Genomic DNA, 19,649 nt, shown 5'->3' with positions numbered 1-19,649 from the left:
CCTCAGGGAGTTCGGGAAGCCGGGCGTCGTAGGCCGCGTCATGGCTGCATTGGGCCCGGCCCGTCGGCTGCGCGCCGCGAGACGGAGGTGTCGCCGACGGAGCGCCTCCGACCAACCCGTTCCCGGGCTCGGAGAGTTCGGTGAGCTGGGCGTCATGGACCGCGTCACCGCAGTGGGGCCCGGACCGTCGACTGCGTTGCAAGATGGACTGAGCTCAGTCCACGCCCAACGACTCGAACCGCCACCGGTGCACCGGCCGGGCGACCAAACCGCCCTCGATGTCCGGGAGTTCGGTGAGCTGGGCGTCGTGGGCCGCGTCACCGCAGTGGGGCCCCGACCGTCGACTGCGTTGCAAGATGGACTGAGCTCAGTCCACGCCCAACGACTCGAACCGCCACCGGTGCACCGGCCGGGTCACCAACCCGTCGTCGATGTCGGGGAGTTCGGGGAACCGGACGTCATGGACCGCTCACCGCAGTGGGACCCGGACCGTCGGCCGCGTTGCCGGACGAACCGAGCTCAGTCCGCGCCCAACGACTCGAACCGCCACCGGTGCACCGGCCGGGTCACCAACCCGCCGTCGGGCTCGGGGAGTTCGGGGAGCTGGGCGTCGTAGGCCGCCTCCCACCACGTGACGACCAGGACGCGGTCCTGCGGTGCCCGGAAGGTCTCGCGCCGCAACGGCCGTAGGGGAAGCTCCTGTCGGCGGGCCCAGGCGAGCAGATCCTCGCCCCGGCCCTCGGCCGCCCGGGCCTCCCACATCAGCGTGACCGTCACGAGTAGAGGTTCTCCTTGCTGACCTCGTGCACATGGTCGTGACCCGGCACATGGGGGTCGGTCACCGGGAGGGAGGAGTCGGCGGAGAGGTCCCAGCTGGAGGCGGGGCGGTTACGGGCGACCATCTCGGCGCCGAGCGCGGCGACCATCGCGCCGTTGTCCGTGCACAGCTTGGGCCGCGGTACCCGCAGCCGGATCCCGGCGGCCTCGCAGCGCTCCTGGGCGAGGACCCGCAGCCGGGAGTTGGCGGCCACACCGCCGCCGATCATCAGGTGGTCGACGCCCTGGTCCTTGCAGGCCCGCACGGCCTTGCGGGTCAGCACGTCCACCACCGCCTCCTGGAAGGAGGCCGCCACGTCACGCACCGGCACCTCCTCGCCCGCGGCCCGCTTCGCCTCGATCCAGCGGGCGACCGCCGTCTTGAGGCCGGAGAAGGAGAAGTCGTACGCCGGGTCGCGCGGCCCGGTCAGACCGCGCGGGAACGCGATCGCCGACGGGTCGCCCTCGCGCGCGTACCGGTCGATGACCGGGCCGCCGGGGAAGCCCAGGTTCAGCACCCGGGCGATCTTGTCGAAGGCCTCGCCGGCCGCGTCGTCGATGGTCGCGCCCATCGGCCGTACGTCGGAGGTGATGTCGCTCGACAGCAGCAGCGAGGAGTGCCCGCCGGAGACGAGCAGCGCCATCGTCGGCTCGGGCAGCGCACCGTGCTCCAGCTGGTCCACGCAGATGTGGGAGGCGAGGTGGTTGACGCCGTAGAGGGGCTTGCCGAGGGCGTAGGCGTACGCCTTCGCCGCGGAGACCCCGACGAGCAGCGCGCCGGCGAGTCCGGGACCGGCGGTGACGGCGATCCCGTCCAGGTCACGCGCGCTCACCCCGGCTTCCTTCAGGGCGCGCTCGATGGTCGGCACCATCGCCTCGAGGTGTGCCCTGCTGGCCACCTCCGGCACCACACCGCCGAACCGGGCGTGCTCGTCGACGCTGGACGCGATGGCGTCGGCCAGCAGGGTGGTTCCCCGGACGATGCCGACGCCGGTCTCGTCACAGGAGGTCTCGATGCCCAGGACCAGAGGTTCGTCAGCCATTGATCTCGGTTCCTCGTTCGGATGTCGACACCGCGGCGGAGCCGCTGTCGGATGCTGTGGTCAGTCGCATGACCAGGGCGTCCACATTGCCCGGCTGGTAGTAGCCGCGGCGGAACCCGATGGCCTCGAAGCCGAAGCGCTCGTAGAGCTTCTGGGCGCGGACGTTGTCGATCCGGCACTCCAGCATCACTTCGGCGCACTCGAAGGCGGTCGCGGCCCGCAGCAGCTCGGCCAGCAGCACCGAGCCGAGTCCGGTGCCCCAGTGGTCACGGGCGACGGCGATCGTCTGGACGTCGGCAAGCTCGCCGGCGGAGGCTAGTCCGGCGTATCCGACGAGCCGCTCCCCCTCCTCGGCCACCACGTACCGCCGGGTGGCCTCGGGTCCGCGGGAGTGCGCGAGCTCGGACCAGAACATGCCCCGGGACCAGGCGTCCTCCGGGAAGAGGTCCTTCTCCAGTTCCAGGACGGAATCGATGTCCCACCAGCGCATCTCGCGGAGAACGGGAATCTCGGGTGTGGTCACTTGGGGGTGACCACCTTGTAGTTCTTGGGAACCTGGGCGTCGGGCCGCCGCAGATACAGCGGCCGCGGCGCGGGCAGTTCCTCCCCGGCCCGGATCCGCTCGGCGGCCAGGGAGGCGAGGGCGGCGGCGGAGACGTACTCGGGCTCGCGGGCGTCGGGGAAGGTGTCGGGGTAGAGCAGCGCCCCGGCGCCGACGGCGGGCAGGCCCTGGACCTGCTCGGCGATGTCGGCGGGCCGGTCGACGGCGGGTTCACCGGTCCGGGTACGGGAGTTCTCGTACCGCGCCCAGTACACCTCCTTGCGCCGCGCGTCGGTCGCCACGACGAAGGGCCCCTCGCCGGGGTCGGCCGCGTACGCGAGCCCGTCCAGGGTGCACATCCCGTGCACGGGGACCCCGAGGGCGAGCCCGAAGGTGTCGGCGGTCATGAGCCCGACGCGCAGCCCGGTGTAGGGCCCGGGTCCGGTCCCGACGACGATCCCGGTGACCGCGTCCAGCTTCACCCCCGCGTCCGCGAGCACCCGGTCGACGGCCGGCAACAACAGCTCCCCGTGCCGACGCGCGTCCACCTGGCTGAACGAGGCGACGACGTCACGCCCGTCGTGCAGGGCGGCGGTCACGGCGGGGGTGGCGGTATCCAGAGCGAGCAAGAGCACGCAAACAGCCTACGGCTCCGGGGAGCCCGAGGCGGCCGCAGGCCGCACAGGGACGGGTCCGGGGCGGTACCGACATGCGGTTCTGGCGCGCGGACGGGAGCGGCCGCAGCGGCGCCGTACGGGCCCGGCGACCTGCTACCGTCACCACAAATTAGGACTAAATACTCAAGAGGTAACCGGTGGCACCCAGCAGCGCAGGCTTCGTAACCGCCCTCACCGCAGCGGCCCTCGCAACGGTCGGCTTCCTCGGCTACCAGGCCTACGCGACGGCCCCGGCCCACCTCACCAAGGCCCGCACGAACGGCACCCCGGCGATCACCACCTCGAAGGGCCCGGGGGGAAAGAGGAACGCCACCCTGCTGCCGCCGGGCTCCGGCACGGGCGCCCGCGTCGTGTACTCCCTGAGGGGCCACCGCGTCTGGCTGGTCGGTCTCGGCGACAAGGTGATCCGCACCTTCGAGGTCACTCCGGGCAACATCGCCCCGGCCCCCGGCGTCTACGCGGTCACCTCCCGCTCCAACGCCGTGACCGGATCCGACGGCACCCCCATCGAACACGTGGTCCGCTTCACCAGCGTCGACGGCGTGGCGATCGGCTTCAGCGCGGCCGTGCGGAACGCGACGCCTCCCGCCGACTCCACCACGACCACCGTGCGCACGGGCGGCATCCGGGAGTCCCGTGCGGACGGCGACGCGATGTGGACCTTCGCGACGATCGGCGCGACGGTCGCGGTGATCCCCTGAGCCCGCTCAGGCCGCTTTCGGACGCTCCGCGACCGCCCGCACGGTCTCCGGGTCGGGCATCCGCGGCGGTGTCGAGACGGCCTCCGCCGCCGCACAGGACGCCAGCAGATCACGCATGGACACACCGCCGACGAGCACGTACGGCTGGTGGGAGGGCCGGTTCTCGGTGGCCGACATGGACGCCTCCTGAAGTTCGGGGGCGGCGTAGTTAGGTACACCTAACTACGAGCTGGGTACCATGTGACCACGCACAAGACGGCCGACGCAACATCTTGCCGACGGTTTGTCGGAACGTTCACAGAAACGGCCGCAGGAGGGTGCGGCGGGCTCTCAGGCCGTGAGCACGCTGAGGTCGGCCGCGGTCCACCGCTCGCCGACCGGCGTCAGCGTCACGTGCCGCACCTCGTCGGTCGTGTCACCGACCGCGCGGTGGATCTGCACCTGGAGCCGGTCGTCGGTCAGTTCCTCGACCTTGCCCTCGCCCCACTCCACGACGATCACCGACTCCGGCAGCGACACGTCGAGATCGAGGTCCTCCATCTCGTCGAGCCCACCGCCCAGGCGGTACGCGTCCACGTGGACGAGCGGCGGACCGTCCCCCAGGGACGGATGCACCCGGGCGATCACGAAGGTCGGCGAGGTCACGGCCCCCCGCACCCCGAGTCCCTCGCCGAGACCCCGGGTCAGCGTCGTCTTGCCCGCGCCGAGCTCTCCGCTGAGCATCACCAGATCGCCGGCGCGCAGCAGCTTGGCGAGCTTCAGGCCCAGCTCGCGCATCTGCTCGGGGGAGGTGACGGTCAGCTCGGTCTCAACCGGGTTGCGCGGTGCTTCCATAACCGCCAACGGTAGCCCCTGCGGGCACCGCGCCCGCGCGGGTGAGGAGGTCGGCGAGGCGGTCGGTGACCACTTCCGGGTGCTCCAGCATGACCAGGTGCCCGGCGTCCGGGACCAGCACCAGCTCCGCCTCCGGCAGCAGGGAGGCGATCGCCTCGCTGTGCTCGCTGGGCGTGACCATGTCCCCCACCCCGGCCAGCACGAGCACCGGCTTGTCCGCGAAGTGGGCGAGGGCGGCGGTCTTGTCGTGGTTGTCGAACGCCGGGTAGTACTCGGCGACCACGTCGATCGGGGTGCCCTCGATCATCCGCTCGGCGAACCGGACGACGGCCGGGTCGACGTCCCGGGACGCGAAGGAGTAGCGCTTGATGATCCCGGCGAACAGGTCGGCGGTGGCCCGCCGCCCCTTCTCCACCAGGTCGGCCCGCTGCCCCAGCGCCTTGAGGACGCCCGGCAGCACCCGCCGTACGACGTTGACGCCGGCGACGGGCAGCCCGAAGTTGACCTCGCCGAGCCGTCCGGACGACGTGCCGACCAGGGCCACCGCCACCACCCGGTCGCGGATCAGCTCGGGGTACTGGTCGGCCAGCGCCATGATGGTCATGCCGCCCATGGAGTGGCCGACGAGCACGATCTGACCCTCGGGGACGGTCGCGTCGATGACGGCTTTCAGGTCGCGCCCGAGCTGCTCGATGTCGACCGGCACCCCGTCATTCACCTGCCGCGCGCCCCGCCCGGACCGTCCGTGGCTGCGCTGGTCCCAGTGCACGGTCCGTACGACGCCCCTGAGCGCGGCGCGCTGGAAGTGCCAGGAGTCCTGGCTGAGGCAGTAGCCGTGGCTGAAGACGACGGTGACGGGAGCGGGGGCCTTGCGTCCGAAGAGCCGGCGCCGGCGCGGCGACAGGGCGGGCGCGGCTTCCGGGTCGACGTCGTCGACCTCGTAGTACAGCTCGGTGCCGTCGTCGGCCTGCGCCTTGCCGGGGGTGCCGCGCAGCGAGCCGTACGGTCCGGTGGAGTCGAGGGCGAGCCGTGCCTTCTGCCGCATCCCGCGCCCGACGGTGAGCCGCTCGACGGCCACACCGGCCGCGGCGCCCGCGGCGATCACGCCTATCGCGGCGCCGGCGATGCCGGTCGCCCGGCGCCAGCCGGCGCCCGCCCCCGTCGCGGAGGCGAGGGCCACCGAAGCGGCGGCGTCGACGACGGCCTCCGCACTGCTCTCGCTCACGTTCCGCTCCTGTTCGCTGGGTCGGGTGATACCGGTGTGACGGGACTCGTTGTTCTTGCGCGCACTGTGCGGTTACCCCGCTTGTTCCTCATTCACATAGACGCGGGGAACGCGCGTTCCGATGCGGGTCACGATTTCGTACGCGATGGTGCCCGCGGCCTGCGCCCAGTCCTCGGCGGTGGGCTCGCCCCGGTCGCCGGGACCGAAGAGGACGGCCCGGGTGCCGGTGGCGGGCTCGTCGCCGCCGAGATCGACGACGAACTGGTCCATGGCGATCCGTCCGGCGACCGTGCGCCACTTGCCGTCGACCAGCACCGGTCCGGCGCCGGAGGCGTGCCGCGGGATCCCGTCTGCGTATCCGACGGGCACCAGGCCGAGGGTCGTGGCGCCCGGGGTGACGTAGTGATGGCCGTAACTGACGCCATGGCCGCCCGGAACATGCTTGACCAGCGCGAGCGACGCCGACAGCGTCATCACCGGACGCAGTCCGAAGTCGGCGGGGACGCCGAGCTCGGGGCTGGGCGAGATGCCGTAGAGCGCGATCCCGGTCCGGACGAGGTCGAAATGGCTCTCCGGAAGCGTGAGCGTGGCGGGTGAGTTGGCGATGTGCCGCACCTCTGGGCGCACGCCCTGTCCCTCGGCGTACGCCAGCATCTCCCGGAAGCGGGTGAGCTGGGCGGCGATGGAGGGATGCCCCGGCTCGTCGGCGCAGGCGAAGTGCGACCAGAGGCCGGTGACGCGCAGGAGGCCTTCGGACTGGGCGCGCAGGGCCTCGGCGACCAGCTCGGCCCAGTCCTCGCCCGGCTGGCAGCCGCCCCGCCCGAGGCCGGTGTCGGCCTTGAGCTGCACGCGCGCGGGAAGGCCGGCCTCGCGGGCCGCGGCGACGAGCTCCCGCAGCGCCCACGTCCCGCCGACGGACACGTCGAGGTCGGCCTCGATCGCCTCCCGCCAGGGGCCGCCGGGCGTCCACAGCCAGCACATGATCCGCCCCGGCAGTCCCGCCTTCCGCAGCGCGAGGGCCTCCTCCGGTGTGGCGGTCCCGAGCCAGCGCGCGCCCGCCTCGACCGCGGCGCGGGCGCACGGCACCGCGCCGTGGCCGTACGCGTCGGACTTGACCACGGCCATGACGGCGGCTCCCGGCGCGTGGGCGCGCAGGGCCCGCACGTTGGCCCGCAGCGCGGCGAGGTCGATCTCGGCACGGGCGCGCAGTGGTGCGGTCGGGGCAGTTGCTGTCTCGTTCATGGCGCCCCCAGTGTCTCAGAGGCGACTGACACCGCCGATGAGCGCGTCCCCCCAGGGACGCGCACGCGCACGCGTGTCAGAGGCTCAGACCGTGCCGGGCCAGGTATTTCACCGGGTCGATGTCCGAGCCGTACGGGCGGCGGGAGCGGACCTCGAAGTGCAGATGAGGGCCGGTGGCGCGCCCGGTGGCGCCGCTGCTGCCTATGCGGGTGCCGGCCTTGACCTTGGCACCGCGCGCGACCGAGATCCGCGAGAGATGGGCGTAGAGCACATAGCGGGAATCGCTCATCTTGATCGTCACGGCCTTTCCGTACGACCCCGACCAACTGGCCAGGACGACGACGCCGGTGCCCACCGCGTAGACCGGGGTTCCCTTCGGCACGGCAAGATCCACTCCGGTGTGGTAGCCGACCTGCCAGTTTCCCCGCACCCGGTAACGCATCGTCACCCTGGCCCGTTTTCGAATGGGTCGGCACCACTTGGCGGCGAGGGAGCGGTCGTCGATCTCGACGTCCTCGGCGGCCTCGAACAGCTCCTCGAATTCCGCGTCGTAGTCGCTGCCGCAGTTCCCGTCGGGCTCGTGCTCCGCCGGTTCCGGGGTGTCCTCGCGGAAACCGAGAACGGGACTCCCCAGAACGACTGCCGCTCCGCCCAGCAACTCGCGCCGGGTGGTGCCTCGTATATTTGGCTCATCCATGCGGCCAGCGAAACATCGCCCTTTCAGCTCCGCATATTCGGCCGACCGGTATTGGTCCCATCAGGTAGTAGTTCGCGGTTACGCGTCGGTATACTGGCTTTCCGTCACCCGTACGCCTGCTGATCCGCGGTCAGGCGTCCGTCACATCCCTCACGTCCCGCCAGGCCGCCGGTACGGCCTCGGCCACGTCGTGCGCCCCCACCGGTGCCCCGTCCGCCGCGAACCGCCCGGCCAGCCCGTGCAGATACGCACCCACGCTGCCGGCGTCCAGGGCGCTCAGCCCGGACGCCAGCAGGGACCCGGCGAGACCGGACAGGACGTCCCCGCTGCCGGCGGTGGCCAGCCACGCCGTCCCGGTCGGGTTCACGCGTACGGACCCGGCGTCGGCGACGAGCGTGGTCGAGCCCTTGAGCAGCACGGTCGCGTCGTAGCGCCCGGCGAGTTCCCGCGCCGACGCCAGCCGGGCCCCCTCCACCTCCTCGCGCGGCACCCCGAGGAGCGCGGCGGCCTCTCCGGCGTGCGGGGTCATGAGGGTCGGCGCGGTACGCGCGCGTACGGCGTCCCGGTCGGCGAGCCGCAGTCCGTCCGCGTCGATGAGGACCGGCACGTCGGACGCCAGCACCTCTCCGACGGCAGAGGCGTCGTCCCCGGCCCCCGGCCCGACGACCCATGCCTGCACGCGTCCGGCGTGCTTGGGCCCCCGATCGGAGACGAGCGTCTCGGGGAAGCGGGCGATCACGGCGTCCCCGGCGGGCCCGACGTACCGCACGGCCCCGGCGCCGCCCCGCAGCGCCCCGTACACGGCGAGCACGGCGGCCCCCGGATACCGCGCGGACCCGGCGGCGATCCCGACGACCCCTCGCCGGTACTTGTCGCTCTCCCCGGTCGGCACGGGCAGCAGCCGCCGTGCATCGGCGTGTTGGAGGGCTTCCAGTTCGGCCCGCGGAGGAAGGGACAGCCCGATGTCGACGAGCCGCACCGACCCGGCGTACTCCCGCGCGGGATCGATCAGCAGGCCGGGCTTGTGCGTCCCGAACGTGACGGTCAGATCGGCCCGCACGGCTGCCCCGGTCACCTGACCCGTGTCCGCGTCCACCCCGCTCGGCAGGTCGACGGCGACGACGGCGGCGCGGGACCGCTCGGCGACCTCGGCCAGCCGGGCCGCGTCGGGCCGCAGCCCGCCCTTGCCGCCGATCCCGACGATCCCGTCGAGGACGAGGTCGGCCCGCTCGACGAGTTCCTCGGCGCCACCCGGAGCCACCGTCCGGCCTCCCGCCCGCCGCAGCGCCGCGAGCCCCCCGGCATGGGCCCGCTCGGGCGCGAGCAGGACGGCGGTGACACCGGCCCCGCGCCTCGCGAGCCGCGCGCCCGCGTAGAGGGCGTCGCCGCCGTTGTCCCCACTGCCGACGAGCAGCACGACCCGACGGCCGTACACCCGCCCCAGCAGGTCCGCGCAGGCGGCGGCGAGCCCAGCCGCGGCCCGCTGCATGAGCGCGCCCTCCGGCAGCCGAGCCATCAACTCCCGCTCGGCCGTCCTGACCGTTTCCACGCTGTACGCAGTACGCATGTGATCGAGTCTGCCGCAGCGCTGCCGTGAAGCGCGAAGGGGCGCAAACGGTCCGCCCATTGGCGTCTCGCCGTGGTCACCCCGTCACTGCTGTTCCATGCGACGGCTACGAGTGCGTCCCGCCCGTTCGGCTTGCCATGCCCCGAACCCGTTTCCGCATACGAGCCGGAATCGGTCCTACCCCTTTACCGCTCTCCACGCCCGGATAACATGACAAATACTCATCTTCCCCCTCCGCGAGAGAGGGGAATGATCAATTCCCGGCCAGCAGGCTCACCGCTTGGATGTCCAGAAGTGCACGACCTCCCAGGTCGGACATTCATCCATCGATCCGAGCCGGTCACTTCCAGCCAAATTTGATACCGTTCCGCAGGCGCGGAGGAAGCGCTTACCAGGCACGATCGGGCATTTTCTGGCATATGCCCAAACCTGAAGGTGACTCAGATATCCCGTCTGTCACAGAACCCCCCTGTGCACGGCCCTTCACAAAACGCACACTGAGGCCGTTCGGCGAGCGCTGCCGCATCCGCGGGCGTCGCCCATCCCGTGGAGGACCTTCCCGCGATGACCGATCCGGACAGATCCGTCTGGTCCCTTGCCCTGGCCGTCCGCTGGGCCGGGCGCCTGCTGTGCTGGAGCCTGGGCGCCGGCATGGCCACGGCCGCCGTCGACCTCACCGTCGCCCCGCGCGCCTCCTGGTGGCAGCCCCTGTGGCCGCTGCCCTGGTACATCACGGTCGCCTCCGCCCTGCTCTGGGCCGTGCTGCGAGCCCGCGAGAAGTACGTCCTCAGCGGCGGTGACGACGACCCCCAGACCAACGAGGAGGTCTACGCCGAGTGGGACCAGGCCGCGTGAACACAGGCGCCCGCGCCCGCCACGACAATCCGGCCTGAGCAAACGCCCGCCGCCCCACGCCCGTTCGTCACCCCTCCGCGATCACCACCGCCGACGCCACCCCCGCGTCATGACTGAGCGACACGTGCCAGGACCGCACCCCGAGTTCCGCCGCCCGCGCCGCGACGGTCCCGGTCACCCGCAGCCGGGGCTGCCCGCTGTCCTCGACGTAGACCTCGGCGTCCGTCCAGTGCAGGCCCGCGGGGGCTCCGAGCGCCTTCGCCAGGGCCTCCTTGGCGGCGAACCGCGCCGCCAGCGAGGCGACACCCCGCCGCTCCCCGCCGGGCAGCAGCAACTCGTCGTCCCGGAAGAGCCGTTGGGCCAGACCGGGCGTCCGCTCCAGGGAGGCCGCGAACCGGTCGATCTCCGCCACGTCGATACCGACACCGATGATGCTCATCCGGGCACTTTACGATCCGCCCGGCGCCGGTCACGCGATCGGCTTGTCGGCGCTTCCCTCTTCGTCGAACAGGTCCTCGGCCCGCTCGACCGTGCGGGAACGCTCCAGCCAGGTGTCCATGCGATCGAGATCGGTGCAGCTGATGATGCGCTCACGCACACTGTCGGTCACGGGGATGCCGCGTACCTCCAGCACGGAGAGGATCCCTTTGGCCTCGCCTTCCGTCCTTCCTTCCGTCTTGCCTTCCAGGTAGGCCGTCTCACGAACGGTTCCCCGGCCGGGGAAGTAGCTGACGAACGACATGATCCGATTCCATTTCTCTCCGGCTGGGGTCTTGCCCAGGGTGACTTCCAGGAGCCCTGTGTTGAGGAGATCGCTCACAGAGGAGCCTGCGATGACCGGCACAGCCACCCGTTACCTCTACCTCGCCCGGCACGGCGAGGCGTTGCCGGACGAGAGCGGGTTGACGCAGGTCGGCCGGCAGCAGGCCACATTGCTCGGCCGACGGCTCCAGGACATCCCCTTCACGGCCATTCACCACGGTCCGCTGCCGCGGGCGGCACAGACCGCTCGCCTGATCCACGGCCAACGGAGGAACGTCCCCCTGCTCGACTCGGAAGTCGCGGGCGATTACGTGCCCTACGTACCCGAGCGCGATGAACTCCCGCCCGAATCAGCCGACTTATACCTCCGCTTCCTCGCCGACACCACCGACGACGAGCGGGAGCAGGGCGCCGCGCTGGCCCTCCAGGCACTCGACCTGTTCACCGGACCGGTGGACGGCGAAGCGAACCGGCACGAACTGGTCGTCACCCACAACTTCCTCGTCGCCTGGCTCGTCCGGGACGCCATGCACGCCCCGAAGTGGCGCTGGCTCGGCCTCAACCACGCGAACGCGGCGCTCACCGTCATCCGTTACGCGCCCGGCCGAGCGGCCTCCGTCCTCGTCTCCAACGACATGCGGCACCTGCCCGCCGAACTGCGCTGGACCGGTTTCCCTCCCGAGGCCCACATCTGACCGCGCCCGTCAGGCCGCCGCCAGCTCGCACCACACGTACTTCCCCCGGTTGCCGTGTCTGGCCAACGGCTGCCATCCCCACAGATCCGCGCAGGCCCGCACCAGCGCCAGCCCCCTGCCCTCCTCCTCCAGCGCCCCCAACTCGCCTGGCGGCTCAGGAGGTTCGGGGTCCGCGTCCCACGCCCCGATCCGCAGCACCCCCGCCGACCAGCGCACCCGCAGCGCGGCCGGCCCCTTCGTATGGCGTACGGCGTTCGAGACCAGCTCGGCCGCGAGGAGCTCTGCGGTGTCGGTCAGGCGGATCAAGCCGTGCATCGTGAGGATCAGGCGGAGGGTGCGGCGGGCGACGGTGACGGCGCGGAGGTCGTTCGGGATGTACAGGGTGTACTCCCAGGGTTCTTTTTCGGGCATGCGTCAACTCCGTTCACTTGGAGGGGGATTGGCTGCGGTGGCAGTGCCGCGATCGCCATGGCAGGGCGGAGCGGTGCGCTTCCGCAGGGTGTTCGTTGCGTCACCGACAGTAGGGGTAACATGTATGTCGGAGCAAGGTGATCGCGTAATCCGACCCCGAACGAGGAGCAGTAGATGGTCCAGAGGCGCGAACCAACCGCACGTCAGATGCGCCTGGGAGTCGAACTCCGAAGGCTCCGTGAAGCTGCGGGGCTGACCACCATCGAGGCCGCGGCACTGCTAGGGGTGAACCGGGTTCAGATCACCCACATCGAATCCGGCATCACCGGCGTGAGCGAGCAGCGGGTGCGCCGCCTCGCCTCCCACTACGCCTGCACCGACCAGGAGTTCATCGAAGCCCTGATCTCCATGGCCACCGACCGGACACGTGGCTGGTGGGAGGAGTACCGGGGCCTGCTGCCCACGCCCTTCCTCGACTTGTCGGAGCTGGAGCACCATGCCCGGTTCCTGCACCACGTAGCCGTCCTGTATGTGCCGGGCCTGTTGCAGACGGAGGGCTACGCCCGCGCCGTCTTCTCGTCCAGGCTGCCCGAACTCCCTCATGAAGAGCTTGAGCTGCGCATCCAGCACCGCAAGGCGCGCCAGAAGATCGCCATCCCCTACCAGGCACTGGTCCATGAGGCGGCGCTTCGCATCAGGGTCAAAGATCGTGCCACCTCAAAGGCCCAGCTCGCACGGCTCCTTGAGCTCTCCGAAGCAGAGCACGTCACCTTGCGAGCCATTCCGTTCGATCTGGACGACTTTGCCGCTTCCAGCACGATGACGTACGCAGGTGGCCCTCTGCCCAAGCTGGACACCGTGGTACGAGACGCGCCTCATGGCTCGGTCCTCATCGACTCCGAGGCGCAACTCAACATTTACCGAACTCGCTTCCATATGGTGGAGGCCGTATCACTCGAACCGAACGAGTCCCGCGACTTCATCCACAGACTGGCAAAGGAGCTGTGAGCCCTCCATGGACCACTGGCAGAAGTCCTCATACTCGGGCGAGGGCGACGGCAACGAATGCGTCGAGATAGCCAACTCCCCGACCCACACATCCATCCGCGACTCCAAAGCCCCCACCCGAGCCACCCTCACCCTCCCCACCCCCACCTTCACGGCCTTCCTCAACGCCCTCAAGACGGGCCCCGAATCTAAGTAACCCCGCGTAACCCCTCCTGCTAGCCTGCGCAGCACCGCGTCGACTCGGCCAGGGGGACCGTCGTATGGGCGAAAGTGCTGTCGGCGGGGCCAGACCACCGGTGACCGACCCGTTCGACGCGGTGCCCGAACTCGCCCCGCTGCGCACCGCCGCCTGGGACGGAGACTGGGAAGCCACGCGGGCCTTCTTCGAGAAGATCCCCTCCGCCGAAGACGTCTCCTTCGCGGCAGCGCTCCTCGCCGGTGTCGAGCGGACCGAGAGGCGCCGACTGGGCGGGCCTCACGCCGGCCTCCGATTCTCGCCGTCCGGGGTTGGGAACTGCTGCCGCTGGACTTAGCAGGAGTGACTTCTGGTGATCGCGGGTGAGCGCCTGTACTGGATGCGGTGGTTCATCTGCGCGACAGGAGGCTCTTGCGCGACAGGAGGCTCTGCTGATGTGGGTGTGCTGCCTGCGGTTCGGGAGGGAACGCGAGTTCGCGGGTCGAATGAGTGACCTTTGCGGATGCTGCTCGTTGACTGGCGTGGACGGGGATCTTCCGCAGGGCGGAGGTGTACGAGTGGGCACACTGAGGGAGGTGGAGGCGTCGTTCGTGGTGCCCGGCCCCGCCGGGGTGGCGATCCGGGACCGGCTGCGAGTATCTGAGGCGGACGCGGCGGTGCTCACCGAGGTCGGCGTCTACTTGGGGTCGCTGGCGGCCGGGGATCTCGCGGAGCGCTCCCGGCAGGGGCTGGGTCATGATGCGGCCTCGTGGGCGGTGCGCAAAAGGTCGCTGACGGGGAGGTCGTCGGCTCGGTGGGCGGGCAGTATCACCAAGGCCACCCATGATCAGTGGGCGCTGGCCCGGCGCGGGCAGGCCGCCCACATGGCCCGGCTGCGGGGGCATATCGCGTCCATCGAGGCGCGGCTGGCCCGGCCGCTCGGTGCCAAGGCGGACAAGCGGGAAGGGCTGGTGCGCGGGTACGGCTCGCGCGGTGAGTGGCATGCCAAGTCCCGCCGTCTGCAGACGCTCAAGGACCGGCTCGCGGTGGTGGAGGCGGACCGGGCTGCGGGCCGGGTGCGGGTGGTGCGCGGCGGCAAACGCCTCGCGAACACCCGCCACCACCTGCAAGCGGCCGGACTGGATGAGCAGGCGTGGCGGGAGCGGTGGCGGTCGGAGCGGATGTTCCTGGCCGCCGACGGGGAGACGGGCAAACGCTTCGGCAACGAGACGATCCGCGTCACCGACACCGGCCAGTTATCGCTCAAGCTCCCGGCTCCGCTGGCCCGCCTGGCCAACGCCCCGCACGGCCGGTATCTGCTGGATGCGACTGTGGCCTTTCGGCACCGGAGTCAGGAGTGGTGTGACCGGGTCACCGCGAACCGGGCGGTGGCCTACCGCATCCACCACGATGTGATGCGCGGCCGCTGGTATGTCACCGCCTCCTGGCAGCGCGCAGCCGCTCCCGTCCTGCCGCTTCAGGCGGCGCTGGCGCGGGGCGTGGTGGGGGTGGACATGAACGACGACCACCTCGCCGCCTGGCACCTGGATGTACACGGCAACCCCGTCGGCGAACCGCAGCGCTTCTTCTACGACCTCACCGGCACCGCCCAGCACCGGAACGCGCAGATCCGGCACGCCCTGACCCGGCTGCTGCACCACGCCCGGCGCTGCGGGGCCGCCGCGATCGCGATTGAGGACCTCGACTTCAGCGACGGCACCAGCCGCGAGAAGCACGGCCGCAACAAGCGTTTCCGCCGCCTCATCTCCCGCTTCCCCACCGCGAAGCTCAAAGCCCGGCTGGTGTCGATGGCCGCCGAACAGGACATCGCCGTCGTCGCGGTCGACCCCGCCTACACCAGCCGCTGGGGCGCCCAGCACTGGCAAAAACCGCTCACCACCCCTACCCGCACGATTTCCCGGCACGATGCGGCAAGCATCGCGATCGGGCGACGCGCCCTCGGCCACCCGATCCGGCGACGGACGACACCGCCCCCGCATCACCGGAGTGATGGTGCGGGGCATCGGATCGTCCAGGCCCGACCGGAGATTCGTCGGCGTGAGGAAACCCGCCCCCACGTTCCCGGACCGCGCACCGGATGCGCGCCGCCGGGCCGTGGAGCGAAAGCGGGCGACCAGGGTGCCCAACACCGTTCGGGACACCCGGCTGAGCACGAGTCCTGGCAACAGGACTCACTCCCACTCAGTCTTTAGGAACGGTCTCCGGCACCCTGCATCCGTCCCTGGAGGACGACGACGTCACGCTGATCATCGGGGAGGCGGGCGTGACGCTGTCGACGCCGGGCGGCCTGGTCACCGTGCGGTACGACGCCTGTGCCGCGATGACCACCCGACCCGACGGGGCCCGGTGTCTGACCGGCCTCGACGGCTTCGGGGTGGCCGTGGAGCCGACCCTGTACGGGGAAGTCACGGCCGAGCGGATCGCCGTACTGGACAAGGCCGTTCCCGCCGCCGCGGTCGTACCCCTTCCGGCCCGCCCGGCCGAGGAGATCCCTCAGCCGCGCGAACGGACGGCCCCCGCCCCGTGGACCCCGGCGGACGAGTCCAGGCGCACCGAACGCGAGGGGGCGTCCGGGCGGGTGTCGGGCCACTTCGTCTTCGTGACCGCGCTGGCCACGCTGTGGCCCGTGCTCCTCGTCACCCTCGTCGTCAACGGAATCCACGAACCCTCTATCGGATTCGCCGCGATCCCCGGGTTCGCGCTGGAGTTCTGGCTGCTCCACGCCGCCCGCAACCTGTACCGGACCGGGCAGCCGACTACTCCACCGTGACTACTCCACCGTGACCGACTTCGCCAGGTTCCTCGGCTGGTCCACCTCGTTGCCGCGGGCCGTGGCCAGCTCACACGCGAACACCTGCAGCGGCACGGTCGCCACCAGCGGCTGCAGCAGGGTCGGCGTGGCCGGAATCCGGATCAGGTGATCGGCGTACGGCACCACCGCCTCGTCCCCCTCCTCCGCGATCACGATCGTCCGCGCTCCCCGGGCCCTGATCTCCTGGATGTTGGACACGATCTTGTCGTGGATCACCGACCGCCCCCGGGGCGAGGGCACGACCACCACGACCGGCAGGTCCTCCTCAATGAGCGCGATGGGCCCGTGCTTCAGCTCCCCCGCCGCGAAGCCCTCGGCGTGCATGTAGGCGAGTTCCTTGAGCTTCAGCGCGCCCTCCAGCGCGACGGGATACCCGACGTGCCGCCCGAGGAACAGCACGGTCTTCTTGTCGGCCAGCGACCGCGCCAGCGCCCGCACCGGCTTCATCGTCTCCAGCACGCGCTCGACCTCACCGGAGATGTGCGACAGGTCCCGGACGACGGCGGAGATCTCGTCACCCCACTTGGTCCCGCGCACCTGCCCCAGGTACAGCGCCACCAGGTAACACGCCACGAGCTGCGTCAGAAACGCCTTCGTCGACGCTACGGCGACCTCGGGCCCCGCATGTGTGTACAGCACCGCGTCCGACTCCCGGGGGATCGTCGAACCGTTGGTGTTGCAGATCGCCAGGACCTTGGAACCCTGCTCGCGGGCGTGCCGCAGCGCCATGAGCGTGTCCATGGTCTCCCCGGACTGGGAGATGGCGATCACGAGGGACCGCGGGCCCAGGATCGGGTCCCGGTAGCGGAACTCGCTCGCCAGCTCTACCTCGCAGGGGATACGGGTCCAGTGCTCGATGGCGTACTTGGCGATCATCCCCGCGTGAAAGGCCGTACCGCAGGCCACGATGACGACCTTGTCGACCTCCCGCAGCTCGGCGGCGGAGATCCGGACCTCGTCCAGCCTCAGGGACCCGGCCGCGTCGATACGACCGAGCAGCGTGTCGGCGACCGCCTTGGGCTGCTCGGCGATCTCCTTGAGCATGAAGTAGTCGTAGCCGCCCTTCTCCGCGGCGGAGGCGTCCCAGTCGACGTGGTACGGCTGAGCGTCGGCGGGGCGGCCGTCGAAGCCCGTCACCGTCACGCCGTCGCGCCGCAGTTCGACGACCTGGTCCTGGCCCAGCTCGATCGCGGAGCGGGTGTGGGAGATGAAGGCCGCCACATCGGACGCCAGAAACGCCTCGCCCTCGCCGACGCCGACCACCAGCGGCGAGTTCCGCCGGGCGCCCACGACGACGTCCGGTTCATCGGCGTGTACGGCCACCAGCGTGAACGCCCCCTCCAGCCGCCGGCACACCAGCCGCATCGCCTCCGCGAGGTCGGCCGTCACCGAGAACTCCTCGGCGAGCAGGTGCGCGACGACCTCGGTGTCGGTCTCGGAGGCGAGCGTGTGCCCCCGCTCCTCCAACTCGGTCCGCAGCGCGGCGAAGTTCTCGATGATGCCGTTGTGGACGACCGACACCCGGCCGGCGTTGTCCAGATGAGGGTGCGCGTTGGCGTCGGTCGGCCCGCCGTGCGTGGCCCAGCGTGTGTGCCCGATACCGGTGAGCCCTGTCGGCAACGGCCGTTCCACCAGCTCCTTCTCCAGATTGACCAGCTTCCCGGCCTTCTTGGCCGCCGCCAGCCCGCCGTCCGCGAGCACGGCGACACCTGCCGAGTCGTACCCCCGGTACTCCAGTCGCTTCAGTCCGGCCATCACGACATCGAGCGCCGACTGCGACCCCACGTATCCCACGATTCCGCACATGCGCGGCAGCCTAGGGGCCATGAGGCGTCGAAACACGGCACTTCGTGCCCGATTCCGGATATTGCGGCGGGGGCGGAACCGAGCAACTCGCCACGCCGCGCAGCGGAAAGCCCTTGCCGGCCCCCCTCCCAGGACCTCTGCCTAAAGTACCTGCGCTTGACGACACCCGTACCGCCCCGACTTCGCGGACGCGGCGCGGGAACTGCTCGACCAGTACGTCCGGCGGGCGGCGGACGACGCCTGACAGGCCTCGCGACGAACGACCAGCGAACCGAGGAACAAGTGGCACATGACTGAACCCGAATTCGACCTGCCCCCCAAGGCCTCCCCGGAAGTCGTCGCCGAGCGTGACGCGCTGGCTGACGAGGTGTGCCGGGAACTGGCCCGGACCGGGCTCCCGGTGCACCGCGGCGACCTCGACGACGGCGCGGAAAGGAAACCTGGGGCACGTGTGCATGTCGCGCCGTTCGTCGAAGGCGGGGTGTATGTGAACTGGACGACGGACGCGGAGCTGAGGGAGACGGCCCTCGATCTCTTCGCGCAGGGAATCGACTACGCCGACCCGCCTCCGGTCGTCCGTCACTACAACAGCGTGCTCCGGCACATGCGGGCCGCCCTGTCGGAATTCTTGGCCTCGGCGGGATTCGAGGTCGCGGAACCGGACCGGCACGGGCACGGGAGCATGATCCAGGTAAAGGGCTTCCGGCTCTGATCAGCCGCTGCACAGGCCCCGCCGAATCCAAGCTGTCACCGGCTTCGGCGGAGCCTGCCCCATTCGTAGGAGCCAAGTGAGTTACAGCTTGTACCTCTGCCGCTTCGCCGGCGGACAACCCGCCCCCATGGACGAGACCGCGATACGCGACGTCCTCGGCCCCGTCACCGTCGGCGGCATGCCACCCACCGGCCTCCCGGACTCCTGGGACCTTGAAGCCGAGGACGGCGGCGAATCCGAGGTCTACGGCGACGCCCTCGGCCTCACGTTCAACCGCTTCTCTCCCGGGCGGATCCTGGACCGCGTAGCGGAACTCGCCCGCCGCACCGGTGCCGCCGTCCTGCCCCTCGAGTGCCCGGTGATCCTCACGAACCAGGCCGACCGGAGACACCTCCCGAAGACCCTCCGCGCGGAAGCGATCGTGCTGGCGCCCGCCGCTCTCACCGGCAGCGCGATCCAGCTCCTGATCTCCCCGCAGCCGGAGCCCCGCCAACGCCCCGCCCTTCCCCAATTCCCGTACCACCCGAACCCGGTCGCCACCGGCTCCGTCACCCCCTCCGACGCCCCCTGCGTGTGCTGCGGACAGGAACGCGGCTGGGTGTACACCGGCCCCGTCCACGCCGCCGACGCCCCGGACAGCGGCATCTGCCCGTACTGCATCGCCTTCGGCAAGGCCGCCGAGCGCTACGACGCCACCTTCACCGACGGCATCGAGGGGGACGTACCGAAAGACGTCGTGACGGCCATCCTCAGGCGCACCCCCGGGTTCGTCGCCTGGCAGTCCCCGACCTGGCTCACGCACTGCGGCGACGGCGCCGAGTTCCTCGGCCTCGCCGGGGCGAAGGAGCTCGAGAGGTACCCGGACGCCGTCGACGACCTCCGCCGCCGATGCGCCGAGTGGACCTGGCCGCCGGACGAGGTCGAGGAATTCCTCGGTTCGCTCGACAAGGACGACCAGCCCACCGCGTACCTCTTCCGCTGCCGGGCCTGCGCGACCCACCTCGCCTACGCGGACTTCACGTGAACCGGGCCCGACGTGACCCACCCCA

25 protein-coding genes are annotated in these 19,649 nt (G+C 70.9%); 10 read left to right on the top strand and 15 right to left on the bottom strand.

Features of this window, described 5'->3' with window-relative positions; translation table 11 throughout:
* Positions 1-214 precede the first annotated feature (214 nt).
* From BFN33_RS53275 to tsaB, 5 genes are all read right to left on the bottom strand, one after another.
* Positions 215-355, bottom strand: coding sequence for a hypothetical protein (locus BFN33_RS53275; RefSeq protein ID WP_176742471.1), 141 nt, complete (start codon positions 353-355; stop codon positions 215-217).
* 164 nt (positions 356-519) lie between these two features.
* Entirely contained in the window at positions 520-777 is a 258-nt protein-coding gene (locus BFN33_RS27745) for a hypothetical protein (RefSeq protein ID WP_069762852.1), read from the bottom strand.
* Positions 774-1,859 (bottom strand): tRNA (adenosine(37)-N6)-threonylcarbamoyltransferase complex transferase subunit TsaD, encoded by a 1,086-nt coding sequence (gene tsaD / locus BFN33_RS27740; RefSeq protein WP_069762851.1) that lies wholly within the window; start codon positions 1,857-1,859, stop codon positions 774-776. The genes BFN33_RS27745 and tsaD overlap by 4 nt, the downstream gene beginning before the upstream one ends.
* Complete coding sequence (gene rimI, locus BFN33_RS27735; protein WP_069762850.1) at positions 1,852-2,382, bottom strand: ribosomal protein S18-alanine N-acetyltransferase; 531 nt, start codon at positions 2,380-2,382, stop codon at positions 1,852-1,854. Before rimI ends, tsaD begins: the two co-directional genes overlap by 8 nt.
* Complete coding sequence (gene tsaB / locus BFN33_RS27730; RefSeq protein ID WP_069762849.1) at positions 2,379-3,035, bottom strand: tRNA (adenosine(37)-N6)-threonylcarbamoyltransferase complex dimerization subunit type 1 TsaB; 657 nt, start codon at positions 3,033-3,035, stop codon at positions 2,379-2,381. The genes rimI and tsaB overlap by 4 nt, the downstream gene beginning before the upstream one ends.
* A gap of 179 nt (positions 3,036-3,214) precedes the next feature.
* Here tsaB and BFN33_RS27725 point away from each other — a divergent pair, with 179 nt between their 5' ends.
* A complete protein-coding gene (locus BFN33_RS27725) occupies positions 3,215-3,778 on the top strand; it encodes a hypothetical protein (protein WP_069762848.1) in 564 nt (187 codons plus the stop codon).
* 6 nt (positions 3,779-3,784) lie between these two features.
* On the opposite strand, the gene BFN33_RS53270 is transcribed toward BFN33_RS27725, so the two are convergent.
* The 6 genes from BFN33_RS53270 to BFN33_RS27700 all read right to left on the bottom strand — a co-directional run bounded on the left by BFN33_RS53270 (position 3,785) and on the right by BFN33_RS27700 (position 9,343).
* On the bottom strand, positions 3,785-3,955 hold the full coding sequence (locus BFN33_RS53270; protein WP_176742483.1) for a hypothetical protein: 171 nt from the start codon (positions 3,953-3,955) through the stop codon (positions 3,785-3,787).
* Positions 3,956-4,108: 153 nt separating this feature from the next.
* Complete coding sequence (gene tsaE / locus BFN33_RS27720) at positions 4,109-4,612, bottom strand: tRNA (adenosine(37)-N6)-threonylcarbamoyltransferase complex ATPase subunit type 1 TsaE (protein WP_069762847.1); 504 nt, start codon at positions 4,610-4,612, stop codon at positions 4,109-4,111.
* Complete coding sequence (locus tag BFN33_RS27715) at positions 4,587-5,837, bottom strand: alpha/beta fold hydrolase (RefSeq protein WP_069762846.1); 1,251 nt, start codon at positions 5,835-5,837, stop codon at positions 4,587-4,589. The genes tsaE and BFN33_RS27715 overlap by 26 nt, the downstream gene beginning before the upstream one ends.
* 72 nt (positions 5,838-5,909) lie before the next feature.
* The gene (gene alr, locus BFN33_RS27710) at positions 5,910-7,079 is read right to left on the bottom strand and encodes an alanine racemase (protein ID WP_069762845.1); all 1,170 of its coding nucleotides are present in this window, start codon (positions 7,077-7,079) and stop codon (positions 5,910-5,912) included.
* A gap of 76 nt (positions 7,080-7,155) precedes the next feature.
* Positions 7,156-7,776, bottom strand: a complete 621-nt coding sequence (locus tag BFN33_RS27705; protein WP_069762844.1) for a M23 family metallopeptidase — start codon at positions 7,774-7,776, stop codon at positions 7,156-7,158.
* A 130-nt stretch (positions 7,777-7,906) separates the two neighbouring features.
* Positions 7,907-9,343: an NAD(P)H-hydrate dehydratase gene (locus tag BFN33_RS27700; RefSeq protein WP_079141037.1), complete on the bottom strand. Its 1,437-nt coding sequence runs from the start codon at positions 9,341-9,343 to the stop codon at positions 7,907-7,909.
* A gap of 564 nt (positions 9,344-9,907) precedes the next feature.
* Here BFN33_RS27700 and BFN33_RS27695 point away from each other — a divergent pair.
* Entirely contained in the window at positions 9,908-10,198 is a 291-nt protein-coding gene (locus BFN33_RS27695; protein WP_069762842.1) for a hypothetical protein, read from the top strand.
* Positions 10,199-10,265: 67 nt separating this feature from the next.
* Here BFN33_RS27695 and BFN33_RS27690 read toward each other — a convergent pair whose 3' ends face one another.
* Both BFN33_RS27690 and BFN33_RS27685 read right to left on the bottom strand, forming a co-directional pair.
* Complete coding sequence (locus BFN33_RS27690) at positions 10,266-10,637, bottom strand: holo-ACP synthase (RefSeq protein WP_057607882.1); 372 nt, start codon at positions 10,635-10,637, stop codon at positions 10,266-10,268.
* Positions 10,638-10,667: 30 nt separating this feature from the next.
* Positions 10,668-11,018, bottom strand: a complete 351-nt coding sequence (locus tag BFN33_RS27685) for a hypothetical protein (protein WP_256122887.1) — start codon at positions 11,016-11,018, stop codon at positions 10,668-10,670.
* A gap of 13 nt (positions 11,019-11,031) precedes the next feature.
* On the opposite strand from BFN33_RS27685, the gene BFN33_RS27680 reads away from it, so the two are divergent.
* A complete protein-coding gene (locus BFN33_RS27680; protein WP_069762840.1) occupies positions 11,032-11,655 on the top strand; it encodes a histidine phosphatase family protein in 624 nt (207 codons plus the stop codon).
* Between the two features lie 9 nt (positions 11,656-11,664).
* Here the strand turns inward: BFN33_RS27680 and BFN33_RS27675 are convergent, their stop codons facing one another.
* Positions 11,665-12,066, bottom strand: coding sequence for an ATP-binding protein (locus BFN33_RS27675; RefSeq protein WP_069762839.1), 402 nt, complete (start codon positions 12,064-12,066; stop codon positions 11,665-11,667).
* A gap of 174 nt (positions 12,067-12,240) precedes the next feature.
* Between BFN33_RS27675 and BFN33_RS27670 the strand changes: the two genes are divergently transcribed.
* From BFN33_RS27670 to BFN33_RS27650, 5 genes are all read left to right on the top strand, one after another.
* Positions 12,241-13,074, top strand: coding sequence for a helix-turn-helix transcriptional regulator (locus BFN33_RS27670; RefSeq protein WP_069762838.1), 834 nt, complete (start codon positions 12,241-12,243; stop codon positions 13,072-13,074).
* A gap of 7 nt (positions 13,075-13,081) precedes the next feature.
* Positions 13,082-13,270, top strand: a complete 189-nt coding sequence (locus BFN33_RS27665; protein ID WP_069762837.1) for a DUF397 domain-containing protein — start codon at positions 13,082-13,084, stop codon at positions 13,268-13,270.
* A gap of 64 nt (positions 13,271-13,334) precedes the next feature.
* The gene (locus tag BFN33_RS27660; RefSeq protein WP_256122886.1) at positions 13,335-13,607 is read left to right on the top strand and encodes a hypothetical protein; all 273 of its coding nucleotides are present in this window, start codon (positions 13,335-13,337) and stop codon (positions 13,605-13,607) included.
* A gap of 220 nt (positions 13,608-13,827) precedes the next feature.
* Complete coding sequence (locus tag BFN33_RS27655) at positions 13,828-15,462, top strand: IS200/IS605 family element transposase accessory protein TnpB (RefSeq protein ID WP_069762835.1); 1,635 nt, start codon at positions 13,828-13,830, stop codon at positions 15,460-15,462.
* 71 nt (positions 15,463-15,533) lie between these two features.
* A complete protein-coding gene (locus tag BFN33_RS27650; protein WP_069762834.1) occupies positions 15,534-16,040 on the top strand; it encodes a hypothetical protein in 507 nt (168 codons plus the stop codon).
* Here BFN33_RS27650 and glmS read toward each other — a convergent pair whose 3' ends face one another.
* Entirely contained in the window at positions 16,041-17,888 is a 1,848-nt protein-coding gene (glmS, locus tag BFN33_RS27645; protein ID WP_079141036.1) for a glutamine--fructose-6-phosphate transaminase (isomerizing), read from the bottom strand.
* 289 nt (positions 17,889-18,177) lie between these two features.
* On the opposite strand from glmS, the gene BFN33_RS27640 reads away from it, so the two are divergent.
* Complete coding sequence (locus BFN33_RS27640) at positions 18,178-18,600, top strand: hypothetical protein (RefSeq protein WP_069762833.1); 423 nt, start codon at positions 18,178-18,180, stop codon at positions 18,598-18,600.
* Positions 18,601-18,676: 76 nt separating this feature from the next.
* Positions 18,677-19,624: a CbrC family protein gene (locus BFN33_RS27635; protein WP_256122885.1), complete on the top strand. Its 948-nt coding sequence runs from the start codon at positions 18,677-18,679 to the stop codon at positions 19,622-19,624.
* Positions 19,625-19,649 lie beyond the last annotated feature (25 nt).

The sequence above is a fragment of the Streptomyces sp. LUP47B genome, assembly GCF_001746295.1.
Lineage (GTDB): Bacteria > Actinomycetota > Actinomycetes > Streptomycetales > Streptomycetaceae > Streptomyces.
The sequence above is the reverse complement of the archived record's forward strand: the minus strand, read 5'-3'. Positions and strand labels throughout refer to the sequence as shown.

What these genes read in the sequence shown, in the direction of transcription:
- tsaD (WP_069762851.1), bottom strand. Translation starts at nt 1,859, where the DNA reads ATGGCTGACGAACCTCTGGTCCTGGGCATCGAGACCTCCTGTGACGAG.
- BFN33_RS53270 (WP_176742483.1), bottom strand. Translation starts at nt 3,955, where the DNA reads ATGTCGGCCACCGAGAACCGGCCCTCCCACCAGCCGTACGTGCTCGTC.
- tsaE (WP_069762847.1), bottom strand. Translation starts at nt 4,612, where the DNA reads ATGGAAGCACCGCGCAACCCGGTTGAGACCGAGCTGACCGTCACCTCC.
- alr (WP_069762845.1), bottom strand. Translation starts at nt 7,079, where the DNA reads ATGAACGAGACAGCAACTGCCCCGACCGCACCACTGCGCGCCCGTGCC.
- BFN33_RS27705 (WP_069762844.1), bottom strand. Translation starts at nt 7,776, where the DNA reads ATGGATGAGCCAAATATACGAGGCACCACCCGGCGCGAGTTGCTGGGC.
- BFN33_RS27700 (WP_079141037.1), bottom strand. Translation starts at nt 9,343, where the DNA reads ATGCGTACTGCGTACAGCGTGGAAACGGTCAGGACGGCCGAGCGGGAG.
- BFN33_RS27695 (WP_069762842.1), top strand. Translation starts at nt 9,908, where the DNA reads ATGACCGATCCGGACAGATCCGTCTGGTCCCTTGCCCTGGCCGTCCGC.
- BFN33_RS27690 (WP_057607882.1), bottom strand. Translation starts at nt 10,637, where the DNA reads ATGAGCATCATCGGTGTCGGTATCGACGTGGCGGAGATCGACCGGTTC.
- BFN33_RS27680 (WP_069762840.1), top strand. Translation starts at nt 11,032, where the DNA reads ATGACCGGCACAGCCACCCGTTACCTCTACCTCGCCCGGCACGGCGAG.
- BFN33_RS27675 (WP_069762839.1), bottom strand. Translation starts at nt 12,066, where the DNA reads ATGCCCGAAAAAGAACCCTGGGAGTACACCCTGTACATCCCGAACGAC.
- BFN33_RS27670 (WP_069762838.1), top strand. Translation starts at nt 12,241, where the DNA reads ATGGTCCAGAGGCGCGAACCAACCGCACGTCAGATGCGCCTGGGAGTC.
- BFN33_RS27665 (WP_069762837.1), top strand. Translation starts at nt 13,082, where the DNA reads ATGGACCACTGGCAGAAGTCCTCATACTCGGGCGAGGGCGACGGCAAC.
- BFN33_RS27660 (WP_256122886.1), top strand. Translation starts at nt 13,335, where the DNA reads ATGGGCGAAAGTGCTGTCGGCGGGGCCAGACCACCGGTGACCGACCCG.
- glmS (WP_079141036.1), bottom strand. Translation starts at nt 17,888, where the DNA reads ATGTGCGGAATCGTGGGATACGTGGGGTCGCAGTCGGCGCTCGATGTC.
- BFN33_RS27640 (WP_069762833.1), top strand. Translation starts at nt 18,178, where the DNA reads ATGACTGAACCCGAATTCGACCTGCCCCCCAAGGCCTCCCCGGAAGTC.